Source organism: Actinosynnema sp. NPDC053489 (assembly GCF_044544865.1).
Classification (GTDB): domain Bacteria; phylum Actinomycetota; class Actinomycetes; order Mycobacteriales; family Pseudonocardiaceae; genus Actinosynnema.
The window spans coordinates 375,880-393,804 of the sequence record NZ_JBITXT010000007.1 but is presented as its reverse complement, the minus strand read 5'-3'; the positions used below and the strand labels follow the sequence as shown (position 1 = coordinate 393,804).

Annotated in this window: 19 protein-coding genes; 15 read left to right on the top strand and 4 right to left on the bottom strand. The window is 74.4% G+C overall.

Annotation, left to right across the window (positions count from 1 at the left end):
- Nucleotide 1 precedes the first annotated feature (1 nt).
- A complete protein-coding gene (locus ACIGNX_RS19020; protein WP_396541724.1) occupies nt 2–529 on the top strand; it encodes a hypothetical protein in 528 nt (175 codons plus the stop codon).
- A gap of 371 nt (nt 530–900) precedes the next feature.
- On the opposite strand, the gene ACIGNX_RS19015 is transcribed toward ACIGNX_RS19020, so the two are convergent.
- Complete coding sequence (locus tag ACIGNX_RS19015; protein ID WP_396541722.1) at nt 901–1,419, bottom strand: SRPBCC family protein; 519 nt, start codon at nt 1,417–1,419, stop codon at nt 901–903.
- A 152-nt stretch (nt 1,420–1,571) separates the two neighbouring features.
- Here ACIGNX_RS19015 and ACIGNX_RS19010 point away from each other — a divergent pair, with 152 nt between their 5' ends.
- The 10 genes from ACIGNX_RS19010 (at nt 1,572) to helR (ending at nt 11,862) form a co-directional block, all read left to right on the top strand.
- A complete protein-coding gene (locus ACIGNX_RS19010) occupies nt 1,572–2,087 on the top strand; it encodes a D-glycero-alpha-D-manno-heptose-1,7-bisphosphate 7-phosphatase (RefSeq protein WP_396541720.1) in 516 nt (171 codons plus the stop codon).
- Nucleotides 2,084–3,076: a glycosyltransferase family 9 protein gene (locus ACIGNX_RS19005; protein ID WP_396541718.1), complete on the top strand. Its 993-nt coding sequence runs from the start codon at nt 2,084–2,086 to the stop codon at nt 3,074–3,076. The genes ACIGNX_RS19010 and ACIGNX_RS19005 overlap by 4 nt, the downstream gene beginning before the upstream one ends.
- Nucleotides 3,073–3,951, top strand: coding sequence for a glycosyltransferase (locus ACIGNX_RS19000; RefSeq protein ID WP_396541716.1), 879 nt, complete (start codon nt 3,073–3,075; stop codon nt 3,949–3,951). The genes ACIGNX_RS19005 and ACIGNX_RS19000 overlap by 4 nt, the downstream gene beginning before the upstream one ends.
- Nucleotides 3,948–5,153 carry a glycosyltransferase gene (locus ACIGNX_RS18995; RefSeq protein ID WP_396541714.1) on the top strand — a complete coding sequence of 402 codons (1,206 nt, stop codon included), beginning with the start codon at nt 3,948–3,950 and terminating at the stop codon, nt 5,151–5,153. The genes ACIGNX_RS19000 and ACIGNX_RS18995 overlap by 4 nt, the downstream gene beginning before the upstream one ends.
- Nucleotides 5,150–5,725 carry an SIS domain-containing protein gene (locus ACIGNX_RS18990; protein WP_396541712.1) on the top strand — a complete coding sequence of 192 codons (576 nt, stop codon included), beginning with the start codon at nt 5,150–5,152 and terminating at the stop codon, nt 5,723–5,725. The genes ACIGNX_RS18995 and ACIGNX_RS18990 overlap by 4 nt, the downstream gene beginning before the upstream one ends.
- Nucleotides 5,722–7,008, top strand: coding sequence for a D-glycero-beta-D-manno-heptose 1-phosphate adenylyltransferase (gene rfaE2, locus ACIGNX_RS18985; RefSeq protein ID WP_396541710.1), 1,287 nt, complete (start codon nt 5,722–5,724; stop codon nt 7,006–7,008). Before ACIGNX_RS18990 ends, rfaE2 begins: the two co-directional genes overlap by 4 nt.
- On the top strand, nt 7,008–7,691 hold the full coding sequence (locus tag ACIGNX_RS18980; RefSeq protein WP_396541708.1) for an SDR family oxidoreductase: 684 nt from the start codon (nt 7,008–7,010) through the stop codon (nt 7,689–7,691). The genes rfaE2 and ACIGNX_RS18980 overlap by 1 nt, the downstream gene beginning before the upstream one ends.
- Nucleotides 7,682–8,860, top strand: coding sequence for a cytochrome P450 (locus ACIGNX_RS18975; RefSeq protein WP_396541706.1), 1,179 nt, complete (start codon nt 7,682–7,684; stop codon nt 8,858–8,860). The genes ACIGNX_RS18980 and ACIGNX_RS18975 overlap by 10 nt, the downstream gene beginning before the upstream one ends.
- Before the next feature lie 29 nt (nt 8,861–8,889).
- Nucleotides 8,890–9,393, top strand: a complete 504-nt coding sequence (locus ACIGNX_RS18970) for a DUF6328 family protein (protein ID WP_396541704.1) — start codon at nt 8,890–8,892, stop codon at nt 9,391–9,393.
- A gap of 288 nt (nt 9,394–9,681) precedes the next feature.
- Nucleotides 9,682–11,862, top strand: coding sequence for an RNA polymerase recycling motor ATPase HelR (gene helR / locus ACIGNX_RS18965; protein WP_396541702.1), 2,181 nt, complete (start codon nt 9,682–9,684; stop codon nt 11,860–11,862).
- Between the two features lie 46 nt (nt 11,863–11,908).
- Here helR and ACIGNX_RS18960 read toward each other — a convergent pair whose 3' ends face one another.
- The 3 genes from ACIGNX_RS18960 to ACIGNX_RS18950 all read right to left on the bottom strand — a co-directional run bounded on the left by ACIGNX_RS18960 (nt 11,909) and on the right by ACIGNX_RS18950 (nt 14,224).
- On the bottom strand, nt 11,909–12,583 hold the full coding sequence (locus tag ACIGNX_RS18960) for a DUF6766 family protein (RefSeq protein WP_396541700.1): 675 nt from the start codon (nt 12,581–12,583) through the stop codon (nt 11,909–11,911).
- 82 nt (nt 12,584–12,665) lie between these two features.
- Entirely contained in the window at nt 12,666–13,055 is a 390-nt protein-coding gene (locus ACIGNX_RS18955; protein WP_396541698.1) for a hypothetical protein, read from the bottom strand.
- The gene (locus ACIGNX_RS18950; RefSeq protein WP_396541696.1) at nt 13,052–14,224 is read right to left on the bottom strand and encodes a zinc-dependent alcohol dehydrogenase; all 1,173 of its coding nucleotides are present in this window, start codon (nt 14,222–14,224) and stop codon (nt 13,052–13,054) included. The genes ACIGNX_RS18955 and ACIGNX_RS18950 overlap by 4 nt, the downstream gene beginning before the upstream one ends.
- Nucleotides 14,225–14,310: 86 nt before the next feature.
- Between ACIGNX_RS18950 and ACIGNX_RS18945 the strand changes: the two genes are divergently transcribed.
- From ACIGNX_RS18945 to ACIGNX_RS18930, 4 genes are all read left to right on the top strand, one after another.
- On the top strand, nt 14,311–15,132 hold the full coding sequence (locus ACIGNX_RS18945; RefSeq protein WP_396541694.1) for an SDR family oxidoreductase: 822 nt from the start codon (nt 14,311–14,313) through the stop codon (nt 15,130–15,132).
- Nucleotides 15,133–15,244: 112 nt separating this feature from the next.
- Nucleotides 15,245–15,823, top strand: a complete 579-nt coding sequence (locus ACIGNX_RS18940; protein WP_396541692.1) for a hypothetical protein — start codon at nt 15,245–15,247, stop codon at nt 15,821–15,823.
- An 86-nt stretch (nt 15,824–15,909) separates the two neighbouring features.
- On the top strand, nt 15,910–16,581 hold the full coding sequence (locus ACIGNX_RS18935; RefSeq protein ID WP_396541690.1) for a response regulator transcription factor: 672 nt from the start codon (nt 15,910–15,912) through the stop codon (nt 16,579–16,581).
- Complete coding sequence (locus ACIGNX_RS18930) at nt 16,578–17,918, top strand: ATP-binding protein (RefSeq protein ID WP_396541688.1); 1,341 nt, start codon at nt 16,578–16,580, stop codon at nt 17,916–17,918. The genes ACIGNX_RS18935 and ACIGNX_RS18930 overlap by 4 nt, the downstream gene beginning before the upstream one ends.
- Nucleotides 17,919–17,925: the final 7 nt, after the last annotated feature.

Genomic DNA, 17,925 nt, shown 5'->3' with positions numbered 1-17,925 from the left:
CATGGACGAGGAACCGAGGACCGCGGGCCCGTCGGTGGTGTGGGCCGGCCCGCCGGACGCCCCGGCGGTCGTCGTGCTCGACCCGGCCGGGGTCGGCAGGCACGGCGAGCTGCCCGGGACGTGGCGGCCGCTGACCGAGCACCTCCAGGTGATGTGGTGCCGCCTGCCCGCGGCCGACGAGCCGTGGCACGAGGTGGACGAGGTGCTGTCCGAGTTCGCCGACCGCGACGTGCCGGTGCACCTGGTGGCGGGCGCGGCGGCGGGCTCGGAGGTCGGCGACCTGATCCGCAGGCACGAGGACGTGATCGCGTCGGCCCAGACGTTCGCCGCCCCCGTGCCGCTGGGGCACCCGGAGGTGGTGCTGGAGGTGCTGCGGGAGCTGCTGGACCAGGACGTGGGCCCGCGGGGCGACCAGCCGGGGGAGGGGAGCGCGAACGGCAGGGCCGCGTCGGGCTCCCTGCTCGGTGACGCCGCGTCGGCGCTGCGGAGTTCGGTGAGCGGCCTGTTCGACCGCCTGAAGGACGGCTGACCACCGCCGGAACCGGACCGAAGAGGCCCGCGGGGACGAACCCCGCGGGCCTCTTCGCGCTGCTGACGGGACCGAGGGCTCGCTCGCCCGAGGACGGGACCGAGGGCTCACTCGCCCGAGGACGGGACCAAGGACTCGCTCGCCCGTTGACGGGACCGAGCACTCACTCGCCCGAGGACTTGCTCGTGGATCGCGGTCGGCAACCCGGTCACCGCCGGTGCGCGGACATGCGAGGACCCCGCGAACCGGAGTTCGCGGGGCCCTCGCGCACCCGTCAACCGCTCACGCGGTCCGACAGCCTTCCAGCGGCGGCCGCGGGCGGGGGATCGGAGGAGGAGGTGACCAACCCCGCCCGCGCGCCGCCACTTCGCTCATCGCAGCGGGTCACCCGGCCGGCCGGCGTCCGGCAGGTCGTGGCGCGTCTCGCCGGCCTGCGGCGGGCGGCTCACGTCGCCCCGCCACGCGCCGGTCTCCGCGCCGCGACCCTCGATGAACTCCTTGAACCGCTCCAGGTCGCCGGAGACGCGGTGGTCGACCAGGCCGACCGCCGCACCCGCCTTCTCGGTCAACGTCTGCGGGTCGTACTCCATCTGCACGTGCACCCGCGTGCGCCGGTCGTCGAGCCGGTGGAACGTCACCACACCGCCCTGCGGCGTGCCGTCGACGGTGTGCCACGCCACCCGCTCGTCGGGGTGCTGCTCGGTGATCTCGGCGTCGAACTCACGCGTCACACCCGCGATCTTCGTCACCCAGTGCGTCCGGGTGGGACTCACCTGCGTGATGCGCTCGACGCCCTCCATGAACTGCGGGAAGGACTCGAACTGCGTCCACTGGTTGTACGCGGTCGTGACCGGGACCTCGACGTCCACGGACTTCTCGATGGTCGTCACTGCAAACAACCCTCTCGCGTTGGGAATCGAGTTCGAGGGTTGAGTACCCGTCCACTCCGGCTCTACACCTACGTTCACTCGATCGGTGGTAGCGGAGAGTAGCGCTTCTCCGAGAAGTGTTTGCTTCACTTCTCACCGGCTAACTCTCCTCTGTGGACCAGTACCCCGACGCGGTTCTCTTCGACCGCGACGGCACGCTCATCACCGACGTGCCCTACAACGGCGACCCGGAACGGGTGAGCGCCATGCCCGGCGCACGCGAGTTCGTGCGCGCGTTGCGGTCGCGCGGCGTGCGCACGGGTGTCGTGACGAACCAGTCCGGCATCGGCCGGGGTCTGCTGACGCGCGAGCAGGTCGACGCGGTGAACGCCAGGGTCGAGGTGCTGCTCGGCAGGTTCGGCACGTGGCAGGTCTGCCCGCACCACCCCGACGACGGCTGCGCGTGCCGCAAACCCGCGCCCACCATGGTCCTCCGGGCCTGCGAGGCCCTCGGCGCGCGCCCCGAGCGCACCTACTTCATCGGTGACATCGAGGCCGACGTCAAAGCCGCGCTCGCCGCCGGCGTGACGCCGATCCTCGTGCCCACCCCGGTCACCTTGCCCGACGAGGTCGACCGCGCGCCGCACAAGGCGACCGACCTCCGCGCCGCGATGGCGATGGTCCTATGAGGACCCTCGTGGCCCGGTTGGACAACGACGGTGACGTGCTGCTCGCCGGACCGGCGGTGCGCGCCGCCGCCCACGCGGGCGAAGTCGTCGTGCTGTGCGGGCACTCCGGCGCGCAGGCGGCCGAGCTGCTGCCCGGCGTGCAGCGGGTCGTGCGGTGGGACTGCCCGTGGATCGCCAACCCGGCACCGGAGGTCCGCACCCCCGACATCGAGGGGATCGTGGCGCTGCTCAAGGGAATCCGGGCCGACGTGGCGCTGGTCCTGACGTCGTTCCACCAGAGCCCGCTGCCGCTCGCGCTGCTGCTCAAGCTCGCCGGCGTGCCCAAGGTCGTGGCCCGCTCCACCGACTACCCCGGCTCGCTGCTCGACGTGCGGCTGCGCGACGACCCCGACGTCCCGGAAGCCGAGCGGGCGCTGCAAGTCGCCCGCGCCGCCGGGTTCGAGCTGCCCCCCGGCGACGACGGCCGGCTCCGGATCGTCGAGCCGCCGCAACCGGCCGAGGTCGGCCCGTACGTCGTCGTGCACCCCGGCGCCTCCGTGCCCGCCCGCGCCTGGTCACCGGACCGGTGCGCCGAGGCGGTCGCGGCGCTGGCGCAGGCCGGGCACCGGGTCCTGGTCACCGGCGGCCCCAAGGAGACCGCGCTGACCGGGCACGTGGCCGGCGCGCACGGCGTCGACCTCGGCGGCCGGACCACCTTCGCCGAACTGGCCGGGCTGCTGGCGCGCGCGGACGCCGTCGTGGTCGGCAACACCGGCCCCGCGCACCTCGCCGCGGCGGTGGGCACGCCCGTCGTGTCCTTGTTCTCCCCTGTCGTGCCCGCCACCCGGTGGGCGCCGCACGGGCCGCACGTGTTGCTGGGCGACCAGGCCGCGCCGTGCCGCGATTCGCGCGCGCGGGAGTGCCCGGTGCCCGGCCACCCGTGCCTCGACCGGGTGACGGCCGACCAGGTCGTCACCGCCGTAGCCGACCTCGTGGGGGTGCGGACGTGAAGATCCTGCTGTGGCACGTGCACGGCTCGTGGACGAACGCGTTCGTCCGGGGCGGGCACGAGTACCTGATCCCCGGACCACCCGCCGGGATCGGGCTGTCCGGGCGCGACTGGCCGGCGGCGCGCGAGGTACCGGTGTCCGAAGTGGACGCCGACGTCGCGGTGCTGCAACGACCCGAGGAGGTGGGGCTGGTCCCCGCCGGCATCCCGGTGGTGTACCTGGAGCACAACACGCCCAAGTACCCGAACCAGGCCCACCCCCTCAAGGACTGGCCCGGCACGATCGTCCACGTCACCCACTTCAACGACCTCATGTGGGACTGCGGCACCACCCGCACGGTCGTCATCGAGCACGGCGTGGTCGACCCCGGCCCCCTCTACACCGGCGAGCTGCCCCGCGCCGCGGTCGTCGTCAACGACCCGGTGCGCCGCGGCCGGGCGGTCGGCACCGACCTGCTGCCCCGGTTCGCCGAGGTCGCGCCGCTGGACGTGTACGGCATGAAGACGGAGCAGCTGGGCGAAATGGGGCGCGGCGACCACGACCTGGCGTCGCTGCACCGGGAACTGGCCCTGCGGCGGCTGTACCTGCACCCGGTGCGGTGGACGTCGCTGGGGCTGTCGCTGATCGAGGCGATGCACCTGGGGATGCCCGTGGTGGCGTTGGCGTGCACCGAGGTCGTGCGCGCGGTGCCGCCGGAGGCGGGTGTGGTGTCCACCGACGTGGACGAGCTGGCGCGGGCCGTGGCCGAGTTGGTCGCCGACCCCGCGCTGGCCAGGCAGAAGGGGAAGCACGCCAGGGAGTTCGCCCTGGCCCGGTACGGGCTCGACGCCTTCCTGCGCGGTTGGGACCGGTTGTTGACAGGAGTGAGCGGATGAGGATCGCGATGGTGTCCGAGCACGCCAGCCCGTTGGCCGTCCTGGGCGGTGTCGACGCCGGCGGGCAGAACGTGCACGTCGCCGCGCTGTCCGAGGCCCTGTCGGCCCGCGGGCACGACGTGGTGGTCTACACCCGCCGCGACGACCCGGGGCTGCCCGAGCGGGTGCGCACCGAGCAGGGCTACGACGTCGTGCACGTGCCGGCCGGCCCGGCCCGCGCGGTGCCGAAGGACGACCTGCTGCCGCACATGGGCGAGTTCGCCCGGTTCCTGGAGCGGCGGTGGGAGCAGGAACCGCCCGACGTCGTGCACGCCCACTTCTGGATGTCCGGCCTGGCCTCGGTGCTCGCCGCGCGCAAGGCCGGCGCGCCCGTCGTGCAGACCTACCACGCCCTGGGCACGGTGAAGCGCCACCACCAGGGCGCCGACGACACCAGCCCCGGCGAGCGGATCGGCATCGAGCGCATGATCGGGCGCGAGGCCGACCGGATCGCCGCCACCTGCTACGACGAGGTGACCGAGCTGATGCGCATGGGCGTGCAGCGGTCGCGGATCTCCGTCGTGCCGTGCGGCGTGGACCCGGTGCGGTTCCGGCCGGAGGGCCCGGTCGAGCGCCGCACCCACCGCAACCGGGTCGTGTCCGTCGGCCGGCTGGTGCCCCGCAAGGGTTTCCAGGACCTGATCTGCGCGCTGCGCTCGCTGCCCGACACCGAGCTGGTGATCGCGGGCGGCCCGGTGGACGTCGGGTCCGACCCCGAGGCGCGGCGGCTGGCCCGGTACGCCGAGCGCGTCGGCGTGCGGAACCGGGTGCGGCTGGCGGGGCAGGTGTCGCGCGACGCGATGCCCGCGCTGCTGCGGTCGGCCGACGTGGTGGCGTGCGTGCCCTGGTACGAGCCGTTCGGCATCGTGCCGCTGGAGGCCATGGCGTGCGGGGTGCCGGTGGTGGCCAGCGCGGTCGGCGGCCTCACCGACACCGTGGTGGACGGGGTGACCGGCGTGCTCGTGCCGCCGCGCGACCCGTCCGCGCTCGCCCGCGCGCTGCACTCGCTGCTGTCCGACGAGGCCCGCCGGGAGGCGTGCGGGCTCGCGGGCCTCGACCGGGTGGGCGTGCGCTACACGTGGGACCGGATCGCCCAGGACACCGAACGCGTCTACGAGCGGGTCGCGGCCGGGCAGGCCGTGGCCGTGGGAGGCACGCGATGACCGTCGAAGAGCACCTGAACGGACTGGCCCGGTCGCTGGCCGGGCTGCGCGCCCAGGCGCCGCGGCTGACCCGCTGGGGCGGCGTGCTGGCCCGCCGGCTTGCCGACGGCGGCCGGCTGCTGGCCGCGGGCAACGGCGGGTCGGCCGCCGAGGCGCAGCACCTGACCGCCGAGCTCGTCGGCCGCTACCGCGACGACCGCCGGCCGTTCTCGGCGATCGCGCTGTGCGCCGAGTCCTCCAGCGTCACCGCCATCGGCAACGACTACGGCTACGACCAGGTCTTCGCCCGCCAGGTCACCGCGCACGCCCGCCCGCAGGACGTGGTGGTGCTGCTGACCACGAGCGGGCGCAGCCCGAACCTGCTGGAGGCGGCGAAGGCCGGGCGGCAGGCCGGCGCGCACGTGTGGGCCATGACCGGACCCGCGCCCAACCCGCTGGCCGACGTCGTGGACGAGGTGCTGGCGCTGCCCGGCGACCCCTCCAACGTGCAGGAGGCGCAGCTGGTCGCGGTGCACGCGCTGTGCGCGGCCTTTGAAGCCGCGCTCCCGGCGGCGGGGCGGAGGGTCTCGTGAAGCTCGTCGTCGTGGGCGACTCGCTGCTCGACGTGGACGTGCTCGGCACCGCCGAGCGCCTGTCCCCGGACGCGCCCGCCCCCGTCCTGGACGTGACCGAGGAACGCGCCAGACCCGGTGGCGCGGGCCTGGCCGCGGCCTTGGCCGCCGCCGACGGGATCGACGTCACGCTGGTCAGCGCCGTGGCCGACGACGCGGACGGGCACCGGTTGCGCGAGGAGCTGGCCCGGGTGCCGTCGGTGCTCGGCCCGTCGGCCGCGCCGACCCCGGTCAAGACCCGGCTGCGCAGCGGGGGCCACTCGATCGCCCGCCTCGACCGGGGCGGCGGCCCGCAGCCGCCGCGGGTCACCGACGACATGCTCGACGCCGTGCTGGAGGCGGACTGCGTCCTGGTCTCCGACTACGGGCGCGGCCTGGTGCGCGACGAGCGGCTGCGGGGCGTGCTCGCCCGCCGCCCGGTGGTCTGGGACCCGCACCCGCGCGGCCCGGAGCCGGTGCCCGGCGCCCGGCTGGTGACGCCGAACGCGTCCGAGGCCAAGATGTTCAGCGGCCACGCCGACCCGATGGACGCCCTGGAGGTGCTGCGCGCCAAGTGGCGGGCCCGGGCCGTGGTCGTCACGCTCGGCGCGGACGGCGCTCTGCTGCACGGCGGTGGCACGCCGGTCGCGGTGCCGGCGCCCCGCGTGCCGGTGCTCGACCCGTGCGGCGCGGGCGACCGGTTCGCCGTCACCGTCGCGGCCCGGCTCATGGCCGGCGCGGCGACGGACGACGCGGTCGCCGCCGGCGTCACGTCGGCCGCCGACTTCCTGCGCCACGGCGGCGCGTCCGGCTTCCGGCCGGTCGACCCGCTGTCCACCGTGGACGCCGTGCGGGCGCGCGGCGGGGTGGTCGTCGCCACCGGCGGCTGCTTCGACCTGCTGCACGCCGGTCACGTCCGCACCCTGCGCGCCGCCCGGTCGCTCGGCGACTGCCTGGTGGTGTGCCTGAACTCCGACGCGTCCGTGCGGCGGCTCAAGGGACCGGACCGACCGGTCACCGAGGAGCAGGACCGGGTCGAGGTGCTGCGCGCCTTGGATTGCGTGGACGACGTGGTCGTGTTCGAGGACGACACGCCGGAGCGCGTGCTGGCCGCCCTGCGCCCGGACGTCTGGGTCAAGGGCGGCGACTACACCGTTGAATCGCTGCCGGAGGCGGAGCTGGTCAAGGGGTGGGGCGGGCGGACCGTCGTCGTGCCCTACCACCGCGGCCGGTCGACCACCGAGATGCTGTCGAGGAGGGGCTGATGCTGGGTCAGGTGCTGGTGACCGGGGGTGCGTCCGGTCTGGGCGCGGCCGTGGTGCGCGCGGTGCACGAGCTGGGCGGGAAACCGCTGGTGCTGGACAAGGCCGCGCCGTCGTCGCCGGAGGTCGCCGACTTCGAGTCGGTGGACCTGTCCGACACCAGGGCGGCCGAGCGCGCGGTCAAGGCCATCGCCGAGCGCAACGGCGGCCTGCGCGCCGTCGTCACGGCGGCGGGCACGGACGCGTGCGGCCGGCTGGAGGACGTGCCCGGTCCGGACTGGGACCGGGTGGTGCTGGTGAACCTCCTCGGCACCGCCGCGGTGGTGCGGGCGGCCCTGCCCCTGCTCGACGGCGGTGGCAGGGTGGTGACCATCGCGTCCACGCTCGGCATCAAGGCGGTCAGCGACGCCACCGCCTACTGCGCCTCGAAGTTCGGCGTGGTCGGCTTCACCAGGGCGCTGGCGGCCGAGACCGCGGGCCGGGTCGGCGTCACGCTGGTGATCCCGGGCGGCATGCGCACGCACTTCTTCGACGACCGCGAGGAGCAGTACCGGCCGCCGGACGACAGCAAGCTCAACCCGCCCGAGCGGGTCGCCGACGCGATCGTGTTCGCCCTGCGCCAGCCCGAGGGCTGCGAGGTGCGCGAACTGGTCGTCGCGCACGCGGAGGAGGGGTCGTGGCCGTAGCCTCGCGGCTGGACACCGGCCGGGCGTTCGCCGAGGTGCTCCTGCCGACGCTGGCCAAGGGCGTGATCGTGCGCCGCCCGGTGGTCACGGCGCTGGCGGAGAAGATCCAGGCGGACGCCGTGGCCGTGGCCGCCATGAGGAGGTTCCGGGAGCGGTACGGCCCGGAGCCGCTGCGGCTGCGGGTCACCGGGCGCAGCATCGCGGTGCTGCTCGACCCGCTCGACGTGGCCCGGCTGCTCGCGGAGTCGCCGACGCCGTTCGCCCTGGCCACCCGCGAGAAGAAGGCCGCGCTGGCGCACTTCCAGCCGCACGGCGTGCTGATCTCGACGGGGCCGGAGCGGGCGCGGCGGCGCGCGGTGAACGAGGACGTGCTGCGGCCCGACAAGATCGACGTCCGGGCGATCGTGTCCGACGAGGCCGACCTGCTGCTGCGGCACGTCCGCAGCGCGGGCCGGCTCACCTGGGACTCGTTCGCGCAGGCGTGGTGGCGGGCCGCGCGGCGGATCGTGCTCGGGTCGTTCGCCCGCGAGGACGTCGAGCTGACCGACCAGCTGAAGACGTTGCGCGGCAACGCGAACTGGGCCTACCTGCACCCCCGGCGGGAGGCGTTGCGCCGGCGGTTCGAGGCCCGGTTGGACGGGCACCTGCGGCGCGGCGAGCCGGGCAGCCTGGCGAGCCTCGGCTCGCCCGACGAGCTGCGCGGGCAGGTGCCCCACTGGCTGTTCGCCTTCGACGCGGCGGGCATCGTGACGATGCGGGCGCTGGCGCTCGGCGGCGAGGGCGAGGCGGGGATCTGGGAGTCGGCGCGGCTGTGGCCGACGACGCCGGTGATCCTGCGCGAGAGCACCGAGCCGACCCGCTGGCACGGCACGTGGCTGCCCGCGGGCACGACGTTCGTCGTGTTCACGCCGTACTTCCACCGGGACCCGGACCGGCTGTCGCACGCCGACTCCTACGCGCCGGAGAACTGGCCGGCGCCCAGCGACCCCGGCCTCGTGCCGTTCAGCGGTGGCCCGGGGATCTGCCCCGGCCGGGACCTGGTGCTGGTCGCCGGCAGCACCATGCTGGACGCGCTGCGCGACCACCTGGAGGTGCCGACGCTGCGGGCGCCCCTGCCCGCCACGCTGAACCACTTCGGGCTGTCGTTCGCCGCCCGCGGTCACGGTTAGCCGATCACCCGAACGGGTAAGAAGGTGCGGTGAGCCAGGCGGAGGAGTCGCACCAGCGGAGGTTGGCCCGCAACCTCAACGAGCTGCTGCAGGAGCTGCGCGTGGCCCAGGCCGGCGTGCAGATCCTGTTCGGCTTCCTGCTGTCGATCGCGTTCACCGACCGCTACGCCTCGGCCGACCGCTACATCCGCGTCACCCACCTGATCACGGTCCTGTTCGCCGCGGGCGCGGTCGCGCTGCTGACCGCGCCCGCGCCCTGGCACCGCCTGCTGTTCCGCCGCGGCAGGCGGGAGGACATCGTGGAGGTGGCCAACCGCTTCGCGATCGGCGGCCTGGCGTGCCTGGCCGTCGCGATGACCGGCACGATCCTGCTGCTGGCCGAGGTCGTGGTCGGCGGCTGGCTGGCCATCGCGTTCGGCGTGCTCGCCGCGGTGGTGTTCGGCGGCCTGTGGTTCGCCTGGCCGTGGCGCGAGCGCCGCCGCGACGGCATCGACAGCGCCGGTGACGAAGAGGGCGGGGACCGCCTCGACTGAGCGCGATTCCCGCGCCGGTCGTGAGCCGCAGGAAATGGGGAAATCACCCCTTCCCACTCCAACATATAGCGCACCCCGGGCCTTGCGGCAAGGCCCGGGGTGCGCTGCACAATGACCGGGCCACATCGGTTCACCTGGGAAAAGCGCGCGTCAACACCGACTCGGGAATGCGCACGTCCACGTTCGGGTGACGTGACGCCGGGTGGAGAACGACAAATCGGCGTGCACTCCACTGATGAGTGGAACGCCCGCCGTCTCTATTTCGAGATTAGCTGCAGTGAGGGGCCTGTGTCAACTCAGGGGTACGAAGACGAATTGCGCTCCGAGCGCGGCTACGTGGCCGACCTGCACCGCCGCCTCGACGCCGAGCGGGCGCGGGTGGAGGCGCGGTACGACGCGGCGCTGCGCGGCAACGGCGGCACGCCCATGGAACGCGACGACGAGGTGCGCGCCCTGGCCAAGGAGGCGAAGCGCCTCGCGGTGGCGGACAACGGGCTGTGCTTCGGCCGGCTCGACTCCGTCACCGGCGAGCGGTCCTACATCGGGCGGATCGGCCTGTTCGACGAGGACGACGACTACGAGCCCGTGCTACTCGACTGGCGGGCGCCCGCGTCCCGCCCGTTCTACGTCGCCACGGCGGCGAACCCGGAGAACATGCGCCGCCGCCGGCAGTTCCACACCCGCGGGCGGCAGGTGGTCGACTTCACCGACGAGGTGCTCGGCCGCCCGGACGGCGCGGAGCGGGGGGACGCGGCCCTGCTGGCGGCCGTGAACGCGCCGCGCGGCGAGGGCATGCGCGACATCGTGGCCACCATCCAGGCCGAGCAGGACGAGATCATCCGGCTCGACCACCCGGGCGTGCTGGTCATCGAGGGCGGTCCGGGCACCGGCAAGACCGTGGTCGCCCTGCACCGCGTCGCGTACCTGCTGTACACGCAGCGCGAGCGGATGGAGCGTCACGGCGTGCTCGTGGTGGGGCCCAACCCGGCGTTCCTGAACCACATCGGCCGCGTGCTGCCGTCGCTGGGGGAGTCGGACGTGGTGTTCACGACGCCCGGCGGCCTCGTGCCCGGCCTCCGTGCCACCGCCGAGGACCCGGCCGAGGTGGCCCGGCTCAAGGGGTCGCTGGAGGTCCTGGAGGTGCTCGCGGCGGCGGTCGCGGACCGGCAGCGGTTGCCGGAGCGGCCGCTGCCGATCACCCTCGGCGGTGTCACGGGCCGGATCGACGCCGAGACCGCGCGGTGGGCGCGCGAGGAGGCGCGGGCGAGCGGCCTGCCGCACAACGAGGCCCGCGCCGTCTTCACCGAGATCGTCACGTACGTGCTCACCGAGCGGGCGATCCCGCGGCTCGGCGAGGAGTGGCTGACCCGCGCGGACCGCGAGGCGTGGGAACGGCTGCGCGCCGACCTGGTGCGGGAGTTGGCGGTGGACGAGGCGTTCACCGCCGCGCTGGACGGGCTGTGGCCGGTCCTCACGCCCGAGGGCCTGCTGTCGTCGCTGTACGAGTCGCCGGAGCGGCTGCGGGCGGCCGGCGCGGACGCGGCGCTGTGGCGTGCCGACGGCGCCGCGTGGACGGTCTCGGACGTGCCGCTGCTGGACGAGCTGGTCGACCTGCTCGGGCGCGACGAGGCCGACGACGGTGCCGCCGAGCGCGAGCGGGAGGCGCGGACCAGCTACGCGGCGGAGGTCCTCGACAGCCTGGTGGGCAGGCAGGACTCCATGGACGACGAGGACCACCTGTTCGCCACGGACCTGCTCTACGCCGAGGACCTGGCCGAGCGCACGCTCGAGCGGGACACCCGGGAACTGGTCGAGCGGGCCGCGGCGGACCGCGACTGGACCTACCGGCACGTGGTGGTGGACGAGGCCCAGGAACTGTCCGAAATGGACTGGCGGGTGCTGATGCGGCGCTGCCCCGGCCGTTCCTTCACCGTCGTCGGCGACCTCGCGCAGCGGCGCTCGCCCGCCGGCGCGACGTCGTGGGAGTCCGTGCTGGAGCGGTACGCGCCCGGCCGCTGGGCGTACCGCGGCCTCACGGTGAACTACCGCACCCCGGCGGAGATCATGGAGGTCGCCGCTGGCGTGCTGCGCGAGTTCGCACCCGACGTCACGCCGCCGGAGTCGGTGCGCGCGTGCGGCGTCCGGCCGTGGTCAAGGCGGGTGACCGACGACGACCTCGCCGCCGCCGTCGAGGAGTTCACCCGGGAGGAGGCCGGGCGCGAGGGCACGAGCGTGGTGATCGGGCCGGCCGACGTGCCGGGCGCGGTGCCCGCGTCGGAGACGAAGGGCCTGGAGTTCGACGCCGTCCTGGTGGTGGACCCGGACCGCATCCTCGCCGACGGCCCGCGCGGTGCGGCCGAGCTCTACGTCGCCCTGACCCGCGCCACGCAACGCCTGGGCGTGCTGCACCGGGGCCCGTTGCCGCGCGGGCTGGGCGGTCTGGTCGAGGTCGGGCTCGCGACGGCGTGACGGTGCCGCGCGGCCGGCTCCCGGAGGGGAGGGGCCGGCCGCGCGGTCAGCCGGACTCGTCGGTCGTGCCGTGCGGCGCGCCGACCGGTTTGGACTGCGACGAGCCGCGCTGGCGCAGGTAGACGCTGAGCACGGCCATCGAGCCGATCGCCAGGAACTCCGACTGCCAGTTCTGCAGCGACCGGTTCCAGAAGTCGGCCGACAGCACGTAGTCCCACCAGCCGATCGCGTCCTGGAAGGAGTTCAGCCGGTCGTTGTCGTACGCGCTGCGGCCGGCGATCGACTGCGTCACCCAGGAGCCGAGGAACAGCCCGAGCATCGCCAGGCCCAGCGAGTTCGAGTACAGCGCCGTGCGCCGGCCACCCGCCTTCGCCCACGCCGGCGACCGCCGCTCGACGTGCGACCCGAGCAGCTGCTCCTCGTCGGACTCCGCGCCGAGCCGCTCCGGGGTCTTCGACTCCGCGGACCCCCGCTGCACCAGCCACACCGTGGCGAAGATGTAGAGGAAGAACTGGAGGTACTCCGACTGCCAGTTCTCGGCGACGTCCACCGCGAAGTCCGAAGAGGTCACGTACCGGGCGAACCCGATCGGGTCACCGCCGTCGGCCAGCCGCCGGTTGTTCAGGTCGGCGTTGCCGGCGAACGCCTGGCCGACGAGCGTGACCAGGAACAGCAGGCCGAACGCCAACCCCAGCCCGTTGTCCCGGAGGAACCGCCTCACCTGCCCACCAGCCCGATGACGCTGAAGCACACCAGCAGCCCCACCACGCCGACCAGGTAGGCGCAGAACACCAGCCGCCGCGTCACGGTCCACCCACCTCGCACTCGTACGGCCTCTCCTCCCGCGACCGGCAGCCCGCGCCGGACACCCGCCACCCGGCCGCCGGCTCGCGCAGGAACAGCACGTCGTCGGACGTGCGCACCTGCGCCGCGTCACCCCAGACCTCGACCGTCCGCACGGCACCGCCCGGGACGTCCAGCGACGAGCACTCCACGCCCTCGCGGGCCCGCTCGGTCAGCAGCTCGCAGGCGCGGTCGTGCTCGCCGGACGCCACCGCGGCGGTGAACTCCTCCGCCGTGCCGCGGACCAGGTCCTCCGATCCCGCCCCGCAGCCGCCCAGGGCCAGCACGACGGGCAGCGCCGCGGCGCACCACCACCGGGAGCCGATCATCGTCGGACGTCGGTCCCTCACGGGCGCAGCAGCACCTTGACGGCGTTGTCCTGCTTGCGCTGGAAGATCTCGTAGGCGTGCGGCGCCTGGTCGAGCGGCATGTGGTGGGTGGCGAAGGTGTCCACGCCCAGCGGGTCGCCGTCGGTCAGCAGGGGCAGGATCTCCGGCACCCAGCGCCACACGTTGGCCTGGCCCATGCGCAGCTGCACCTGCTTGTCGAACATGGTCAGCATCGGCATCGGGTCGGCCATCCCGCCGTACACACCGGACACCGAGATGGTGCCGCCGCGCCGCACGATGTCGATGGCCAACCGCAGCGCGTGCAACCGGTCGACGCCCGCGGTCCGCATGAACGGCGCGGCGATGGCGTCCGGCAGCAGGCCGACGGCCTGGTGGGCGAGCTTCGCGACCGGCGCGCCGTGCGCCTCCATGCCGACGGCGTCGACGACCGCCTCCGGCCCGCGCCCGCCGGTCAGCTCGCGGATGTGGTCGACCAGGTGGCTGTCCCGCAGGTTCAGCACGGTCACGCCGTGCGAGCGGGCCCGCGCCATGCGCTCGGGCACCAGGTCGACGCCGATGACGGTCTCCACGCCCCGGTGCTGCGCGATGCGGGTGGCCATGTCGCCGATGGGCCCCAGGCCCAGCACGACCAGGCTGTCCCGGGTGGCCGCGTACTCCACCGCCTGCCACGCCGTGGGCAGCACGTCGGACAGGTACACGAACCGGTCGTCCGCCGGGCCCTCCGGCACCTTGATCGGCAGCGTGTTGCCGAACGGCACCCGCAGGTACTCGGCCTGGCCGCCGGGCACCTGCCCGTACAGCTTGGTGTAGCCGAACAGGGCCGCACCGGACCCCTGCTCGCGCACCTGGGTCGTCTCGCACTGCGACTGCAGGCCGCGCTCGCACATGAAGCACGTGCCGCAGTTGATGTTGAACGGGATCACCACCCGGTCGCCCGGCTTGACCTCGGTGACCTCCGCGCCGACCTCCTCGACCACGCCCATCGGCTCGTGCCCGAGGATGTCGCCCTGGTCGATGAACGGACCCAGCACCTCGTACAGGTGGAGGTCGGAGCCGCACAAGCCGGTCGAGGTGATGCGCACGACGATGTCCGTCGGGTCCTTGATGATCGGGTCCGGCACGGTGTCCACGCGCACGTCCCGCTTGCCGTGCCAGGTGACGGCCTTCATCGGTGCTCCTCCCACTGCGTTGGCGGACTGACCGGAGCGTTCCCGGCACGGCGTGTGGCAAACACCTCCCGGGGTACCCGCAGGCCATGAGCGCACCCCTACCGCAGGACCGGTCCGGCGCGCCGACGCGCGCGGTGGTGACCGGTGCGGACTCCGGCATCGGCAAGGCGATCGCGGTCGCCCTCGCGGGCGGTGGCGTGGACGTCGGCATCACGTTCCACAACGACCCCGACGGGGCGGAGCGGACCGCGCGGGAGGTACGCGACCTGGGCGCGCGGGCGGTCGTGCGGCCGCTGGACCTGACCGACCTGCCCGGCGCGGCGTCCGCGGTGGACGACCTCGCCGCCGAGCTGGGCGGGCTGGACGTGCTGGTGAACTGCGCCGGCACGGGGTCCTCGCAGAAGGCGCTGGACATGGACTTCGAGACGTGGCGCGGTGTGCTGTCGGTGGACCTCGACGGCGCGTTCCTGTGCGCGCAGCGGGCGGCCCGGCACATGATCGAGGCCGGTCGCGGCGGGCGGATCATCAACATCACCTCGGTCCACGAGCACCTGCCGCGGGTGGGCGCGGCACCGTACTGCGCGGCCAAGGCCGGGCTGGGCGCGTTGACGAAGGTGCTGGCGCTGGAGCTGGCGGAGCACGCCATCACGGTGAACTCGGTCGCGCCGGGCGAGATCTCCACCCCGATGACGGGCCAGGAGGACGTGGACCCGCGCACCCAGCCGCGACCGGGCGTGCCGCTGGGGCGCCCGGGGCACGCGGGCGAGGTGGCCGCGGTCGTGGCGTTCCTGGCGACGCCGGCGGCCGGGTACGTGACCGGGGCGTCGTTCGTGGTGGACGGCGGCATGACCCTGATGGGCCCGCAGGCGAGCCCCCTGCTGCCGGACCGGAAGTGGCTGGAGCCGTGACCGCGTTCTGAGGTGATTCCAAGGTTCGCCGAAAGTCGCCCTGAGCCGGAACCGGTCTGCTGGTGCCAGGCACCGGACCGACCGGTGCCCCGGCACGAGGCAGGGGATGCGAATGCGGATCCGGACCAGGCTCATCGCGGCCGTCTTGGCGGCGGCCACGGCGACCGCGGGGGGTGCGGCAGAGGCGTCGGCGGCACCCGCCCCGGCGGCACCCGACGTCACGGTGGAGGCCGATGCCAACCCGGTCGACGGTCCCTCGGTCGAGGACCGGGACAAGCCGGTCGACGGCCGGCCGGGTGAGGTGAAGCCCGGTGAGGACAAGCCGGGGCAGGGGACGCCGGAGCAGGACAAGCCCGGCAGGCCCGGCGAGGACAAGCCCGGACCCGGCAAGCCCGGCCACGGGAAGCCGGGCAAGCCGGGCAAGGGGCAGCCCGAGGTGCCCGAGGAGGCGGTCACGGCCCTGGCCGCGAAGCTCGGCATCACCGTCGACCGCTCCCGCCAGGTCTTCCGCGACCTGGAGAAGGTGGAGGCGCGGGGTGACGAGATCCTGGCCGACCCGGCGTTCGTCGCCATCGCCGCCGGGCTCGGCCTCACCCCCCAGCGGCTCCTCGACGTCCTGCGCGAGGTGAAGGAGGCGGTGGCCGGGCAACCCCGGCCGAAGCCCGCCGACAGCGGTTCGCCCGTCGGGTGACCCGTTCCCCCGAGCGGCCCGGACCGGTGCCGAACCGGTCCGGGCCGCGACCCGGAAGCCCGAACGCGGTGATCCATACTGGTGCCGTGCGGGTCCTGGTGGTCGACGACGACGAGGCCGTCCGACGCTCCCTGGCCCACGCGCTGCGCCGCGACGGCTACGAGGTGTCGGTCGCGGCGGACGGCACGCAGGCCCTGGACGAGCTGGGCCGGGCCCGGCCCGAGGTGATCGTGCTGGACGTGCTGCTGCCCGAGCCGAACGGCCTGGAGATCTGCCGCGGGCTGCGCCGCCGCGGCGACCGCACCCCGATCCTCATGCTGACCGCCCGCGACCTGGTCGAGGACCGGGTGGCCGGGCTCGACGCCGGCGCCGACGACTACCTGGTCAAGCCCTTCGCCCTGGACGAGCTGCGCGCCCGGGTGCGCGCGCTCCTGCGGCGCACCGGCGTCACCCGGGAGGTGCTGCGGTTCGCCGACGTGGAGATGGACACGACCTCCGCCCGGGTCCACCGGGGCGGCCGGGCGATCGAGCTGACTCGTACCGAGTACGCGCTGCTGGAGCTGTTCCTGCGCCACCCCGACCGGGTGCTGAGCCGGACGTTGATCTTCGAGTCGGTTTGGGGCTACGACTTCGGCCCGGCGTCGAACGCGCTGTGGGTCTACATCAGCTACCTGCGGGCGAAGCTGGAGTCGGCCGGTGAGCCCCGCCTGATCCAGACCGTGCGCGGGTTGGGCTACGTGCTGAGGGAGCGGCCGTGACGCTGCGCACCAAGGTCGGCCTCGCGGGCGGTGCGGTGGTGCTGGTGGCGTTGGCCGTCGCCTCGGTCGTCGTCTACACGACCGTGCGCACCGACCTGCGCCGGCGGCTCGACCAGTCCCTCGCCCAGACCGCGGCGCAGAGCGAGGGCATCGCCGTGCTGCTCAAGCAGAAGATCGGCGAGTCGGGCCGCGACGTGCCGATCGACACCCCGGTCGACCTCGGCAGCACGCTGGTCCAGTTCGTCACCGCGCCGGTGTCCGCCGGCTCGCACCGGGCGTTCGTCGCGGTGACCGAGCGGGACGTCGCCGTGGCCCGCGGCAAGGAACCCGCGTACTACCAGGACGCCACCTACGACGGCGTCGAGTACCGGGTGCACACCGCGCCGATGCCGGGGGCGCGGGGCACGTTGGTGCGGGTCGCCCGGCCGCTGGGCGACGGGTCCGCCGCGCTGGCGGCGCTGGCGGCGCTGCTGGTCGCCCTGACGGCGGTCGGCGGGCTGGCGGCCGCGCTCGCCGCGCGGTCGGTGGCACGGCGGGTGCTGCGGCCGGTGCGGGTGCTGACCGACGCGGTCGAGCACGTGACCGCGACCCGGGACCTGAGCGCGCGCGTCGACCTGACCGGGCGCGACGAGATCGGCCGGCTGGGCCGGTCGTTCGCGGCGATGATGACCGAGCTGGACGCCTCCGTGCACGCGCAGCGGCAACTGGTCGCCGACGCGTCGCACGAGCTGCGCACCCCGTTGACCAGCCTCACCACGAACCTGGAGCTGCTCGCCGAGGACGACGGGTTGCGCGACCCGGAGGCACCGGCCCTCGTGCGCTCGGCGATTGAGCAGGCGGGGGAGCTGCGGTCGCTGGTCAACGACCTGATCGACCTGGCCCGCTACGGGGAGGACACCGCGCGGGCCGAGGACACCCGGCTGGATCTGGTGGCGGGCACCGTGCTCGAGAAGGCCCGGTCCCGGGCACCCGGCCTGCGGTTCGAGGCGGCGCTGACGCCGTGCCTGGTGCACGTCGACCCGGACGCGATCGAGCGGGCGATCGGCAACCTCGTGGACAACGCGGTCAAGTGGAGCCCGCCGGGCGGTCGGGTGCTCGTCACCGCGGCCGACGGCGAGTTCACCGTCGCCGACGAGGGGCCGGGCATCCCGCCCGAGGACGTGCCGCGCGTGTTCGACCGCTTCTACCGGTCGACGCAGGCGCGGTCGATGCCGGGCTCCGGGCTCGGCCTCGCGATCGTGCGCCGCGTGGTGGAGACGCACGGCGGCGAGGTGGCGGCCGAACCGCTGGAGCGGGGCGTCCGCCTGCGCCTGCGCCTGCCGGTGGTGGGGGAGTGACCCGGCG